Raw genomic sequence first — 13,959 nt, forward strand, 5'->3', positions numbered from 1 at the left:
CTTCTTGAATCAAAAGGGAATTTCAAAAAAATACTTAATTATTCTTAACAAATTTTTATAGCAAGCGAACTTCAATTAGGTACAATTTTTGTGTATCTTTCGATAGTTATTCATAAAAATAAATTCCTTTGAAACTGAAAAGCATACTTACACTATTCATACTCTTTATTTCCATCAGCGTTCACGCGTCTTATATTTTAATTCCGATGGATTCAGACTCACAAAAAGATCACTTAAAAGCCTACGGAATTACCTATTGGTCGCTTGAAAAAAAGATCAAAGTAAAATGGTTGCTCAATTATCGTGGCGGTTCTTTTTTATTGCCAGCAATTGATGCCATTGAAAAAGAATGTAAAATTCGTGGTGTTTCTTATGAAATCATGTCAGATGCAAAAACCAACGCCATGTTGGAAGAAATTGCGAGTCCAAGTAAAAATCAAGAAGCTGTAATCTTAGAAAGAGCGCCAAAAGTTGCTGTATATTCTCCGAAAGGAAATGTGCCTTGGGACGATGCGGTTACAATGGTTTTGACGTATGCGGAAATTCCGTATGAAGTTGTGTATGACGAAGAAGTATTAGCAGATGATTTAATTAAATACGATTGGTTGCACTTGCATCATGAAGATTTTACAGGACAATATGGTAAATTTTACGGAATGTATCGTTCGGCACCTTGGTACATTCGCGAGAAGCAAGACGCAGAAGCATTGGCAAAAAAGTTGGGCTACAGTAAAGTTTCAGAAGAAAAACGCGATGTTGCATTAAAAATTCGTGATTATGTAATTGGTGGCGGATTTATCTTTGCAATGTGCAGTGCTACGGATAGTTTTGATATTGCGCTTGCCGCAGAAGGTGTAGATATTTGCGAGCCAATGTTTGATGGCGATGTTTCGGATAGAAATTATCAAAGTAAAATTGATTATTCTAAAACATTTGCGTTTACAGATTTCGAATTAGAAAGAAGTCCAACAAAATATGAGTTTTCTTCCATTGATATGACAGCCAAAAGAAGAATTGCGAAAGAAGCAGATTATTTTACATTAATGGACTTTTCGGCAAAATGGGATCCAATTCCAACGATGTTATGTCAAAATCACACTGCTTTGGTAAAAGCATTCATGGGACAAACCACCAGTTTTGATCGTTCTCAAATAAAACCATCAGTTTTAATATTAGGAGAAAACAGAACAAACGGCGAAGGTCGATATATTCACGGAATCAAAGGAAAAGGATTTTTTACTTTTTACGGCGGACACGATCCTGAAGATTATCAACACAGAGTTGGCGATCCAAAAACGGAATTGGAATTACATCCAAATTCTCCTGGGTATCGATTAATTCTGAACAATATTTTATTTCCAGCAGCTAAAAAGAAGAAGCAAAAAACTTGATTTTTTTTTGGTTTATATGTTTAATAGTTTCACAAATTGTTACATTGAGTGAATTTCTGCTAAAGAAATTACTATATAGAAGTAATCATGGCTCAATATTCATGAATTTCTACGGCATCATGAGTCTATATTTATTTCGTTATCTTGTATCATTACTAATTTTAAAATCATTTATTATGTTAGAAAAATTTAAACAATTTGAAATTCAAAAGCCAACTTCTATTAATGGAGGCACTGCTACGGATGATTTATGGAAATGGCGAACTAACTAACTATTTTACTAGCAAAATTAAGTCGATGTTGGTAGCTTCGCTTTTCTTTTGCACTTTATTTCCATAACTACTGTTTAAATGTTAATTACGGTGTTACCGTAAGTGGTTAATTGGTTGTTTTTATAATTTGGTTTCTAATCAAAACTTTATACCATGAAAAAAAAGAATCTTAAATCTTTGAGACTTAAAAAATGTACTATTACTAAACTTGATAAAAGTTATATAAATGGAGGAGGCTCTTGGGTTTGCTCATGGATTTGCACATTTGTCTGTTCCGATGGATGTGAACCTACTAATCCCAATCCCAATCCTAATAATACAGAGAAGTAGGTTTAATTTATAAGCGAACTTCGCTTCGCTTTTTTTTGCACTTTATTTCCATAACTACTGTTTTAATGTTAATTAAGGTAAAACCGTAATTGGTTCATAATTCGTTGTGCTATATTTTCTTCCTAATTAAAAATTCATATCATGTTAAAAAACATTCTAAAACTCGAAGGAGTTCAATTATTGAGTAAAAAGGAGCAAATAGCATTGAAAGGTGGACACGATTGTCAATGTGATGGTCCTGACAATGAGTATCTATGGGAGACTCCTTGTAATGACACCTTAATTGGATGTTAACTTTAAAGCGAACTTCGGTTCGCTTTTCTTTTCCCCTTCTTTTTCATAACTACTGTTTAAATGTTTTCCCGCTTTTTTTATTGTTAGTAGGCTTATCAATAAATTCGAATATGTCCGTACTGTTTTTTATTATTGGTGGCTCTATATTATTAATAGCTAAAGTGAATAGAAAAGATAAAGTCTTTATGGGTATACTTGGTATGCTTATAGTTATATTTTCTATCATTTCAATCTTTAAACCTTAACTACAGTTTTATATTGGGTGTTTTCCCTCTTGTATTATATTCTTTTTTTTAATCTCTTTGTACTATCATGAGCAGATATAGAAAGAAATTATCAGATAGAGTTCTCAATGGGTATAGTCGCAAAACTTTGTTTTGGACATATTTCTTTATCATAGGATTCATTGTTGCAATTATATTGACAGCTTATCTTTACAATTCATAATTCAATTGTCTAAACGTCACTTACGGTCTTACCTAAGGAGTACATACATTATTTTTCTTAGTTAAAAAACACATTTTAGAATTTAAGCATTTTTAAAAATTTTTTTTGAATTTTGAATAAGATTTAGCGGATCACTTTTAGAGAAACACATCTGTCTAGAAATCAACAATCATTTTACTAGCATAAATCAGCCAATTTGGGGCAACTTCTGTTTTAAGTTAGTTGATTTATTGGTAGTTTTATTTTATTACTAATTTAAAAATCATTTATTATGTTAGAAAAATTTAAACAGTTTGAAATCTCAATACCAAATTCTATTAATGGAGGCACAGCCACGGATGATTTAGCGAAATGGCGAAAGAACTAATTATTGTACTACTTCAAGAGGCTTCGGTCTCTTTTTTTATAACTACTGTTTTGTTGGTGTATACTTATTTTACCAACGTGTTTCATTATTAATTTAAAAATCAATTTATTAAGTTAGAAAAATTAGAGAAATTTCAAATCGAGAATCCACAAGTTATTTATGGCGGAAGTGGAATTAGAAGAATTGAACTTATAGGAGCTATATATCCCTAAGTTCAAGCGAACTTCTGTTCGCTTTTCTTCATAATTTCTAAAGTTTAAGTGTTAATTACGGTAATACCGTAAGTATATTTCATCATTTTATAGTAAGTTTATTCTTTAACCAAAACTTTATATCATGTTAAAAAACATTTTAAACATCGAAGGATTAAAAGAGTTAAACAAAAAAACTCAAACAACTATTGTTGGAGGTGTATGGCATTGCGGTCCTGATTGTGCTTGTCCAGAAGATTATACTTGTGTGGGTAGCTATTGTAGACTCTTTGTTCCAGAATGAATTTAATAAGCGATCTTCGGATCGCTTTTTTTGGTATTGAATAAGCTTTTTAATTTTGGAAAGACCAAAATCTAAAAATATCTAATATAGAACAAGGAATACTGAATGTAAAAGTTTATTTTCCTAATTCCTAATTCCTAACACCCAAAACCTAGCTATTCCCCGTAGTCAATAAATACAAAATTTCATTAATAGATTTCGCGCTAATAGGTTTTGTGACGTAATAATTAACGCCAGCTTCTTCTGCTTTTTGACGTGATTCTGGAAAAACATCTGCTGAACAAGCGACAATAGGAATATTTTTTTTAACATCGGAGTCCAATGCCCTAATTGCCGAAGTTGCTTCCAATCCGTCTAAAACAGGCATTTGAATGTCCATCAAAATCAAATCGAAATCTTGTGTTTTTACAATTTCAACAGCTTCTTGACCATTTTCCACAATTGTAGTTTCAGCGTCCCACTTTTTTAATAATTGCTTGATAAATAGTTGATTCAGTTTATTATCTTCTGCAACTAAAATCTTCTTATTTCGAAGATTATGATTGACATCTTGTGTGTTTTGAAGTTCCAAATCGCTCAAATTACTAACTGTGTAGTTGACGTCAAAACTGAACACAGTTCCAACATTTAATTCACTTTTCACCATTAATTCTCCACCTAAAAGTGTCACCAATTCTTTTGTAATGCTCAATCCTAAACCAGTTCCTTCAGGTTTTTCATCACTGTGATGCGATTGATAGAAACTTTCAAAAATTGTCTGTAAGTTATCTTTTGAAATTCCATTGCCAGAATCTTCAATAGTAAAGTATACTTGTATAGTTTTATTGGCTAATTCTTTGGCAGTAATATGAACATTAATGAAGCCTTTTTGGGTGAATTTAATTGCGTTTCCGATCAAATTATTCAAAATCTGACTCAATCTATATTGATCACCAACGACATATTTTGGAATTGAATTCATGATATTCATTGAAAAATCCAGTCCTTTTTCTTCTGCTTTTAATTTGAATCCTTTATTTAAGTTGTAAATAAGCTCTGTAAAATTAAAATCGACCTTTTGTACATTCAATTTTCCAGCTTCAATCTTAGAAAAATCGAGAATATCGTTGACAATCATCAGCAAATTTTCCGTTGAAAAACGAATCGCTTCAATATTTTCATATTCTGATTCGCTTCCTGTAAAGTCTTTATTGTTGAATAATTCCGACAAACCAAGAATGACATTCAACGGCGTTCGAATTTCGTGACTCATATTTGATAAAAAAGTAGTCTTCGCTTTTGCCGATTTCTCTGCAATAATACGCGCTTCTTCAATCCGAATCATGTTTCGAATATCTTTTGTAATGTCTCGAATTACGGAGAAAAACAACATTTTATTGTTGATATAAACTGGACTAATTTTTAAATTGTAATAATTGAGTTCGCCATTTTTATAAATTTCAAACTCAAATAATTCTTTTTCTAAGCTCGAAATCGTTTTTAAAGAGAAATTATTAATAATTGTTCTTAGTCTTTTGGAGAATTGTTCTGGTAAAAGTTTATAAAAATTGAGCTGTTTTTCGTTTGCATTGATGAATTCTGCTGCTTTTTTATTAGATCGAATAATGATTCCTTCAATATTAAAAATCACATTTGCGTCTAGTGAATTGTGAATTACGGCAGAATATAGCTTTTCATTATTTTCCAGCTCTTCTTGAATTTGTGACTTTTGAAAAACCTCTTTACTAAGTTTTGAGTTGATATCTTCCAAACTCGAAATTTGCGTTTTTAGTAAACGATGCAATTGTCCTTTACTTGGGAGATTTGCATTTTCTGTAACCAATAATTGTTCAGGCACTAAATTTACCGTAATTGTGAAGTTTTCGAGTAAGTTATAATTACTGAAATGTGTGTTGTAAGCGTTATTATAAATGCTTAACATTGCGTTTAGACCTAAGCTTTCTTGAATCTTTTTCTGAATCAAGTTTGAATATTCAAAGAGTTCTTTTAAAGTAGAAGCCGCTTGTTGCTGTGTAATGGTTTCAAATGAGATAGGCGTATTTACTAATAAATTTTCTGCTTCTATCAAAAAAGGATTGCTAAAGTTGCCCAGTAAATCTTTGGATTTTATTAAAACATCTTTTAAAAATAGTTCAGAAAGAATTATTTTTTGCGTGTTATTGTCTTCAATAAAGATGGTTCGTAACTCATCTTTTTCATCAAGTAATGGATACGATTCTTTTATGTTCTGTCTGAAGAGTAATGTATCAAAATTTGCATTCGGTTGAAGCGATAAAAAATCTTCTACCTCTAAATACAAACTTGGAAAACTATCGCGTTTGTGTGCATCTGACATTGTGTCAAATGTTTTCAATTTAGCACTCAATTCGTAATGCACATAATAGTTCTTTAGTTGAACTTTTAAATTTTCAATCACGATTAAAATAGTTGCGTCTAAAGATGTGTTCGGACTTATAAAGTCTTCTTTTACAGTGTTTTTTTTGTTGAAAGAGGACATGTGTTAGATCTTATTTTCTGTATATTTTTTATAAAATTGTGTATTGTCATTTTTGATAGCAAAACACGAATAAAAGAGCGGTTTATCTAGCAATAAAATTGGTGTAAACATATAAAGGAGATTTATGGTCTAAATGTATAGTAAATTGAATATAAATCAAAATTTTATACGAATAATTACATATTTCATTCTTTTTTTAGGTTTTACCATTGAAATGTTAAATTATGTGCAAAAATAAAGTAAAGCAAACTTCAGTTATTTTCTATATAATAGGAGTGAAGCACAGTTTTAGGAAGATTGGAAACAAAAAAAATCCGACTCTTTTCAGAATCGGATTTTTTACTTATAAATCTGTTATAAAGAGTTCGTTTAGTAAGGAAGTATTTCTTGATTTGCCGCAGAAGGGAAAACATTAATCCCTTGTGTCGTAAATACTAATGTTGACCAAGAATTAACACCTTCATGCAAACTTAATTTCACAAGGTTTCCATTAATTGTTGTTGTGATTTCTTCACCTTTTTTAAAAGTATGACCGGTAGATTGATCTCCTTCTACAGGAACTTTGATTGTTTTTCCATCAACTGTTGTTGTTAAAGCTCCGCCTGAAATGTTTACTACATTAAAAAAATTGTTTGATGCCATAATGTTGTGTATTTAATAAAATTGAACCTACTCTGTTTTAGGATTTTCAGTTTACTCCTTTGCATTAAAAACAAGATATAGTACTCTATTTTGCTTTTGATTACATGACAAATATCATCAGAATTCTGCGTCATCTTTAGCGTATAATTACTTAACTTTTAAAAATACGTAATTTTGTTGCTTTGTAGGTGTAAGTACTTGAATTGCTAAATTAAGTGTATAGAAAAGTCATCGTATCACCTTTGAGGAAAGTGTTCATTTATAATTATACTTGCGTACATATAGAACAAAAAAATCCGACTCTTTTCAGAATCGGATTTTTATAAGCGAAATACTATATTATTATTTGACGATTTATTTTACTTTTTCAACAATTGCTTTGAAAGTATCAGGATGATTCATTGCTAAATCGGCTAAAACCTTACGGTTTAATTCGATATCATTAGCTTTGACTTTCCCCATGAATTGAGAATAAGACAATCCGTTTAAACGAGCACCCGCATTAATACGAGTAATCCATAAAGCACGGAATGTTCTTTTCTTATTTCTACGGTCTCTATAGGAATATCCCATAGCTTTGTCAACCGCGTTCTTTGCAACTGTCCAAACGTTTTTACGTCTTCCAAAGTAACCTTTGGCTTGTTTTAATACCTTTTTTCTTCGGGCTCTACGAGCTACCGCGTTTACTGATCTTGGCATAATTTTAAATGTGTTTTGTAGTAGGCGGTCGATACTCGACTCTTTATCTTTTCTTACTATAGATTTTAATTCAAAAATCTACATTAATAATTGGCCTAACTCCAGGGTTTATAATTTGTTTTTAACCGAAAGAACGAATTACTTTAATCGTAATTGAACTTTAATACTATCAACATCATTTTTATGTACTAATGTACTATGAGTTAATGCAAGCTTACGCTTTTTAGACTTCTTTGTTAAGATGTGACTTTTGTAGGCGTGCTTTCTTTTAATTTTACCAGAACCTGTAAGCTTAAAACGCTTCTTTGCACTGGATTTAGTTTTCATTTTAGGCATAATTCCTAAGTTGTTTTAAATACTTCGCTTATTATTTTTATTTCTTTTTTGGTGCGATGAACATAATCATTCGCTTACCTTCTAATTTTGGCATCTGTTCCACTTTTCCAAACTCTTCAAGTTCTTGGGCTAACCTTAATAATAAGATTTGACCTTGATCTTTATAGATGATAGAACGTCCTTTAAAGAAAACGTATGCTTTAAGTTTTGATCCTTCTTTTAGGAACTTTTCAGCGTGTTTCTTTTTAAACTCATAATCGTGATCATCAGTTTGCGGACCAAAACGAATCTCCTTAACAGTTACTTTCGTTGCCTTTGCTTTTAATGATTTATCACGTTTCTTTTGCTCGTAAAGGAATTTTTTATAATCCATTACTTTACAAACTGGTGGACTAGCTTTTGGCGAAATTTCAACCAAGTCTAGTTCTTGTTCTTCTGCTACGGCAAGCGCTTTCCTTGTTGGGTAAACACCAATCTCAACATTATCTCCCACAAGACGCACTTCGGGAGCAATGATTTTTCTGTTAATTCTGTGTAGATCTACTTTCTCCTCTCGTCTGGGAGCTCTACTTCTTTTTCTTCGTATTGCTATGGTTCTATAATTTTGAGTTAAACATTAAATGGTTTCAAGCTATTATTTACTTCTGTCTTAACTAATTCGGCGAAAGCCTCCATAGTTAAAGTTCCAATATCTCCAACACCATGTCTTCGTACAGAAACTGTGCCATCTTTCTCTTCTTGTTCTCCAATGATTAGCATGAACGGTGTTTTGCTCATTTCTGCTTCACGGATTTTCTTACCGACAGTTTCATTTCTGTTGTCGATTTGGGCGCGAATTTCGTGATTTTCTAACAAACTTAAAACTTTTTTACCGTAATTCTCATATTTTTCACTCACAGGTAACAAAATTGCTTGTTCTGTGGTGAGCCATAATGGGAAATTTCCGCCTGTATGTTCTAATAAAATTGCGATGAAACGTTCCATACTTCCAAATGGCGCACGGTGAATCATTACAGGTCTATGTAGCTCATTATCACTTCCTTTATATGTCAAATCGAAACGCTCAGGCAAGTTGTAATCTACCTGAATAGTTCCTAGTTGCCAGCTTCTCCCAAGAGCATCTTTCACCATGAAATCTAATTTTGGACCGTAAAAGGCAGCTTCACCATATTCGATGACATAATTAAGTTCTTTCTCTTTTGCAGCATTAATGATCGCATTTTCTGCTTTTTCCCAGTTTTCATCAGAACCAATGTATTTTTCTGGCTTCTGAGGATCGCGTAATGAAACTTGCGCTGTAAAGTTTTCAAATCCTAACGAACCAAAAACATACATCACTAAGTCAATCACATTTTTAAACTCTTGATCCAACTGATCTGGCATGCAGAAAATATGTGCATCATCTTGCGTAAATCCACGAACACGCGTTAATCCGTGCAATTCGCCACTTTGCTCATATCGATAAACCGTTCCAAATTCTGCGAAACGTTTTGGTAAATCTTTATAACTAAATGGTTTTGCATTGTAAATTTCGCAGTGATGCGGACAATTCATTGGTTTCAATAAAAACTCTTCATCTTCTTTCGGAGTTTTAATAGCTTGAAAACTATCGGCTCCATACTTTTCATAATGTCCAGAAGTTACATATAGTTCTTTCTGTCCAATATGCGGAGTAATTACCATTTCGTAACCAGCTTTCTGTTGTGCTTTCTTCAGGAAATCTTCCAATAGTGAACGCAGTGCAGTTCCTTTTGGCAACCACAAAGGCAAACCTTGACCAACTTTCTGTGAAAACGTAAACAACTCTAGTTCTTTACCAAGTTTTCTATGATCTCGTTTCTTCGCTTCTTCCAATAACTCTAAATACTCTTTAAGGTCTTTTTGTTTTGGAAAAGAAGTTCCGTAAATACGTGTTAACTGTTTATTATTCTCGTCTCCTTTATAATAGGCTCCGGCAACACTCATGATTTTTACAGCTTTCACAATTCCTGTATTCGGAATATGTCCGCCGAGGCATAAATCTGTAAACGTATCGTGATCACAAAAAGTAATCGTTCCGTCTTCTAAGCCTTCAACAAGTTCTACTTTATAATCGTTTCTATCTTTATAATAATCTAATGCTTCATTTTTAGTGGCAGCGCGCATCTTAAAATCGTGCTTTCCTCTGGCAATCGTGAGCATTTTGTCTTCAATCGTCTTAAAATCCTTGTCAGAGATGGTGATTTCGCCCATATCAACATCATAATAAAAACCATTATCTACCGCTGGACCAACCCATAACTTAGCATTTGGATACAATTCCAAAATAGCTTGCGCTAAAATGTGCGCAGAAGAATGCCAAAAAGCTTTCTTTCCTTCGTCGTCTTTCCAGGTGTATAAAACAAGTGCTCCATCTTCCGTAAGTGGAGTTGTGGTTTCTAGGGTTGTACCATTAAACTTTGCCGAAATAACATTTCGCGCAAAACCTTCACTAATATTCTTAGCAACTTCCATGGGAGTTACGCTCGAATCAAATTCTCTAACTGAGCCGTCTGGCAATGTAATTTTTATCATACAAAAATAAATAGTAAGCGGGCAAATATAACACGAACCAAAAACCTGTACAATATATATAGGTATAATATCTAAAAAATATAAAACTCAATGCTAAAACAACCAACCGCAATCAAGCTAACAAATAAACAAATCCACGTATATACGAATAACCAAAAGCGCAGCGTCCTAACACTAAACAACCTAATACCAAGAATAATGGGGTTCCCGCAAAAAAGCGGTCACGCTCTCGCCTGTGCATCTAAAAATTCAAAAAATATAAGTAACTGAAAATCATCTTCTTAATTTTATTTTGTAGACTAAAAATGACCTGATCGTATTCGTTTGTGTATTCTTATTTTAGTTCAGTATATATTTCAAAAATAGGGATAAAACTTTAATTTTTAGTCATCAGATAAAAATAGTATTATTTAAATAATTATCTTTTAGAAGAAATAATCAATTCCATCCTTTCAGGTTGTCACTAGAGACTAAATAAAAAGATAAGATTTTCAGATCTTTAGACAATTATAACCATGTAGTTTTTTTTAAATCAATTTTTGGGTTTAATTCCCAGACGCTCTGCGTCGAAATTAAAAATAAAACTCTTTATTTCATACCTCGCACCAACATGTATATTATTATTTGTTTAGAGCTAATGAAAATACCGATACAAGCATCATTCCAGATACAAAAAAATGATTATATATAAGGTAATTTTGCCTAACTGTAACTTGGTAGTTGAGCGAAGTCGAAACTAAGCTTTGTCAATCTCACGTTTATTAAGTCCCGTAGCTTTCTTAATATAGTCAACATCTGCACCAAGTGCTTTTAAACGCCTTGCAATATCTACACGTGCAGTTTTGTCTGCTTTATCTTTTTCAATCTGTAATTTAAAAGCTTTCATTTGTTCCGATTCCTGTTCTATCAGTTCATAAAAACCACTTTTGCGGAGTTCATCAATGATGCCTTTATCTTTAAAACTTGTAAAACCAGTTTCCGTAATAATCAAATGATCTATAACATCAATATTAATTATTTTTCCAACCTTTAAGAGTCTATCCGTAATATTTTTGTCAGCTTGTGAGGGTTTCAAATTTCCGCTTGGATGGTTATGTACTATAATCATGCGTACGGCTAATTTATAAATAGCCATACGGAAAACATCGGGCGGCGACACATTCACTCTATTTTGTGCGCCAATGGCAACGAGTTCAATAAAAAGTATCGTATTATCGGCTTTCAACCCAACAACCCAAAAATGTTCCTGCGCTCTACGAATCTTATTTTGACGCAGTAAAATTTGTTGCATTACGCTATATATGTCGTACGCATTAAGAATCGTTTTCTTTTGTGCTTCGGTAAGTCTTACATTCATGTAGTAAATATAAAATATATAATTAAAATGTAAGTTAGTAAATTAAGAATAAAAATGATTGACATAAAGGCTACTACTTACACCTATTATGACACCTAAAAAAATAAAATCCTGTAAATCAATGAATTACAGGGTTATTTGTGGAGTCGGAGAGAAGGAATTCGAACTTTTTGGAGGAGGATGTTGATGTGATTGTTTATCTTTCTAAAGATAATATTCTTAATAATCAACAAGCTTCAATGTCTAAACAAGTTGTACGTTCACCGTTTCTGTTACAAAAGGTTCCTTGTTTTGAACTTTAATCCTATTAAGTAATAATTTAGCAGATTCTTTACCAATACTTAATGCATTCTGATTGATTGTAATAAGCGAATTGTCATTGCTTTTTTGCGTATCATCACTGAAACCTGCAATTTTTATTGTTCGTTGTTGTTCTTTTTCAATCTGTTGTTTGATAAGCAGTGCTTGTTTTACCGCTTTTTGATTAATGGCAAAAACACCATCTATACTTGGATCTTCTTTAATAGAAGCGTTTAAAGTATCGGCAAGCAATTTTATAGAATCTACACTTATAACAGTACCTTTTACGGTATGTTTGTGATTTTCAATAGCAGCTAAAAAACCTTGTTCTCTTAAATTGTGGTGCTTTAATTTTTTTGTTGGCGAAGTCATAATAATATGTTTGCAACCACTGTGAATAAGACTTTCTACGGCTTCAAAAGCAGCTCCAAAATCATTAATAATAACTTTATCACAGATTACTTCATCACAAATTCTATCAAACATTGTTAATGGAATGCCATTATTTACAATGCTATTGATGTGGTCGTAATCTTGTTTTAACACAGCTTCTTTTGAAATACAAATAATTACTCCATCAACAAATCCATTCGTCATTACAGAGATATTTTTCGTTTCTTTTTCAATAGAATCACCAGAAATAGAAGTAATCAATTTATAGCCATTTTCATCTAAATATTTTTCAATACCTATCAGTATTTTAGCGTAAAACGGATTCGAAATATTTGGTATAATGAGTCCAATAGTATTTGTAAAACCTCTGCGAAAACTTGCTGCCAAATTATTAGGTGTATACTTGCATTGCGCTGCAAACTCTTTTACACGTTTTTTGGTTATATCACTAATTTCAGGACTATCAGAAAGCGATTTAGAAATTGTAGATACCGATAAATTGAGTGCTTTAGAAATTTTCGAAAGTGTAATTCTATTTGTAGCCATGATCTATTATTTTTTATTTCTAAAATATTGTTCCCATTTCCATGAAGAATCAATCATTTCATCTAAGGATTTCTCAGCAACCCAATTTAGCTTTTCCTTTGCCAAATCTGTAGCAGCGTATAATTCAGGAACATCTCCGTCTCGACGCGTTGTGATTTCATAATTTAATTTTACATTGGTCACTTTTTCAAAAGAATTGATCACATCCATTACAGAACTTCCATTACCTGTACCCAAATTAAAAATTTCAAAATTCTTCTCTTGTTCTTTATTAATAAGCCTTTGCACTGAAATTACATGCGCTTTCGCTAAATCAACCACATGAATATAATCTCTAATTGGTGTGCCATCTTTTGTTGGATAATCGTTTCCATACACCATTAATTTTTCTCTAATTCCAACGGCAGTTTGCGTAATATACGGCATCAAGTTATTAGGAATTCCATTGGGTAATTCGCCAATCAATCCAGATTCATGTGCGCCAATTGGGTTAAAATAACGTAAAGATATTGCTGAAAAATCAGGTTGTGATTTTGTATAATCATCTAAAATTTCTTCTGCTACTTTTTTTGTATTTCCATACGGAGAAAATGGGCGTTGCGTCTCGTTTTCTTCGGTAATTGGAAAACTTTTAGGCAAACCGTAAACAGTTGCTGAAGAAGAAAAAATAATAGTATTAATTTTATGTTGTTCTTGCGCACTAAGTATATTCAATAATGAATAAAAATTATTTTTATAATACATCAATGGCTTTTGCACAGATTCTCCAACCGCTTTGTGCGCTGCAAAATGAATCACTGCAACAGCATCGGCATGTTCTGAAATAGCTTTATCAGTCGCTTCAGCATCTTTCAAATCTACATTTACGAAAATAGGCGTCACACTTGTAATGCTTTGAATACGTTCCAATGTTTCTTCACTAGAATTTGACAAATCATCAAAAATAACAACTTCAAAATTTTGATCAATGAGTTCTATCACTGTGTGCGAACCTATATATCCACATCCGCCTGTAACGATGACTTTACATTTTTTCATTT

12 protein-coding genes are annotated in these 13,959 nt (G+C 32.2%); 3 read left to right on the forward strand and 9 right to left on the reverse strand.

Features of this window, described 5'->3' with window-relative positions:
- Nucleotides 1-122: 122 nt before the first annotated feature.
- The 3 genes from IMCC3317_RS22405 to IMCC3317_RS22415 all read left to right on the forward strand — a co-directional run bounded on the left by IMCC3317_RS22405 (nt 123) and on the right by IMCC3317_RS22415 (nt 3,596).
- A complete protein-coding gene (locus IMCC3317_RS22405) occupies nt 123-1,391 on the forward strand; it encodes an asparagine synthetase B (protein WP_160131989.1) in 1,269 nt (422 codons plus the stop codon).
- Nucleotides 1,392-2,134: 743 nt separating this feature from the next.
- Nucleotides 2,135-2,287 (forward strand): hypothetical protein, encoded by a 153-nt coding sequence (locus IMCC3317_RS22410; protein WP_160131694.1) that lies wholly within the window; start codon nt 2,135-2,137, stop codon nt 2,285-2,287.
- Nucleotides 2,288-3,437: 1,150 nt separating this feature from the next.
- Nucleotides 3,438-3,596, forward strand: a complete 159-nt coding sequence (locus IMCC3317_RS22415) for a hypothetical protein (RefSeq protein WP_160131695.1) — start codon at nt 3,438-3,440, stop codon at nt 3,594-3,596.
- 151 nt (nt 3,597-3,747) lie between these two features.
- Here IMCC3317_RS22415 and IMCC3317_RS22420 read toward each other — a convergent pair whose 3' ends face one another.
- The 9 genes from IMCC3317_RS22420 to galE form a co-directional block, all read right to left on the reverse strand.
- Nucleotides 3,748-6,093 (reverse strand): hybrid sensor histidine kinase/response regulator, encoded by a 2,346-nt coding sequence (locus IMCC3317_RS22420; RefSeq protein WP_160131696.1) that lies wholly within the window; start codon nt 6,091-6,093, stop codon nt 3,748-3,750.
- Between the two features lie 369 nt (nt 6,094-6,462).
- Entirely contained in the window at nt 6,463-6,735 is a 273-nt protein-coding gene (locus tag IMCC3317_RS22425; protein WP_160131697.1) for a hypothetical protein, read from the reverse strand.
- 354 nt (nt 6,736-7,089) lie between these two features.
- The gene (rplT, locus tag IMCC3317_RS22430) at nt 7,090-7,434 is read right to left on the reverse strand and encodes a 50S ribosomal protein L20 (RefSeq protein WP_160131698.1); all 345 of its coding nucleotides are present in this window, start codon (nt 7,432-7,434) and stop codon (nt 7,090-7,092) included.
- Between the two features lie 138 nt (nt 7,435-7,572).
- The gene (gene rpmI, locus IMCC3317_RS22435) at nt 7,573-7,770 is read right to left on the reverse strand and encodes a 50S ribosomal protein L35 (protein WP_160131699.1); all 198 of its coding nucleotides are present in this window, start codon (nt 7,768-7,770) and stop codon (nt 7,573-7,575) included.
- 37 nt (nt 7,771-7,807) lie between these two features.
- Nucleotides 7,808-8,299 (reverse strand): translation initiation factor IF-3, encoded by a 492-nt coding sequence (infC, locus tag IMCC3317_RS22440; RefSeq protein ID WP_228055072.1) that lies wholly within the window; start codon nt 8,297-8,299, stop codon nt 7,808-7,810.
- An 80-nt stretch (nt 8,300-8,379) separates the two neighbouring features.
- Nucleotides 8,380-10,323: a threonine--tRNA ligase gene (gene thrS, locus IMCC3317_RS22445; RefSeq protein ID WP_160131700.1), complete on the reverse strand. Its 1,944-nt coding sequence runs from the start codon at nt 10,321-10,323 to the stop codon at nt 8,380-8,382.
- Nucleotides 10,324-11,059: 736 nt separating this feature from the next.
- Nucleotides 11,060-11,680, reverse strand: coding sequence for a JAB domain-containing protein (locus IMCC3317_RS22450; protein ID WP_160131701.1), 621 nt, complete (start codon nt 11,678-11,680; stop codon nt 11,060-11,062).
- 243 nt (nt 11,681-11,923) lie between these two features.
- The gene (locus IMCC3317_RS22455; RefSeq protein ID WP_160131702.1) at nt 11,924-12,919 is read right to left on the reverse strand and encodes a LacI family DNA-binding transcriptional regulator; all 996 of its coding nucleotides are present in this window, start codon (nt 12,917-12,919) and stop codon (nt 11,924-11,926) included.
- Between the two features lie 6 nt (nt 12,920-12,925).
- Nucleotides 12,926-13,957: a UDP-glucose 4-epimerase GalE gene (gene galE, locus IMCC3317_RS22460; protein ID WP_160131703.1), complete on the reverse strand. Its 1,032-nt coding sequence runs from the start codon at nt 13,955-13,957 to the stop codon at nt 12,926-12,928.
- Nucleotides 13,958-13,959: the final 2 nt, after the last annotated feature.

It is taken from the genome of Kordia antarctica, assembly GCF_009901525.1.
GTDB lineage: Bacteria > Bacteroidota > Bacteroidia > Flavobacteriales > Flavobacteriaceae > Kordia > Kordia antarctica.

Excerpts from the sequence above, each read along its gene's own strand:
- rpmI (WP_160131699.1), bottom strand. The coding sequence starts at position 7,770 with ATGCCTAAAATGAAAACTAAATCCAGTGCAAAGAAGCGTTTTAAGCTT.
- IMCC3317_RS22420 (WP_160131696.1), bottom strand. The coding sequence starts at position 6,093 with ATGTCCTCTTTCAACAAAAAAAACACTGTAAAAGAAGACTTTATAAGT.
- rplT (WP_160131698.1), bottom strand. The coding sequence starts at position 7,434 with ATGCCAAGATCAGTAAACGCGGTAGCTCGTAGAGCCCGAAGAAAAAAG.
- IMCC3317_RS22410 (WP_160131694.1), top strand. The coding sequence starts at position 2,135 with ATGTTAAAAAACATTCTAAAACTCGAAGGAGTTCAATTATTGAGTAAA.
- thrS (WP_160131700.1), bottom strand. The coding sequence starts at position 10,323 with ATGATAAAAATTACATTGCCAGACGGCTCAGTTAGAGAATTTGATTCG.
- IMCC3317_RS22455 (WP_160131702.1), bottom strand. The coding sequence starts at position 12,919 with ATGGCTACAAATAGAATTACACTTTCGAAAATTTCTAAAGCACTCAAT.
- IMCC3317_RS22415 (WP_160131695.1), top strand. The coding sequence starts at position 3,438 with ATGTTAAAAAACATTTTAAACATCGAAGGATTAAAAGAGTTAAACAAA.
- galE (WP_160131703.1), bottom strand. The coding sequence starts at position 13,957 with ATGAAAAAATGTAAAGTCATCGTTACAGGCGGATGTGGATATATAGGT.
- IMCC3317_RS22425 (WP_160131697.1), bottom strand. The coding sequence starts at position 6,735 with ATGGCATCAAACAATTTTTTTAATGTAGTAAACATTTCAGGCGGAGCT.
- IMCC3317_RS22450 (WP_160131701.1), bottom strand. The coding sequence starts at position 11,680 with ATGAATGTAAGACTTACCGAAGCACAAAAGAAAACGATTCTTAATGCG.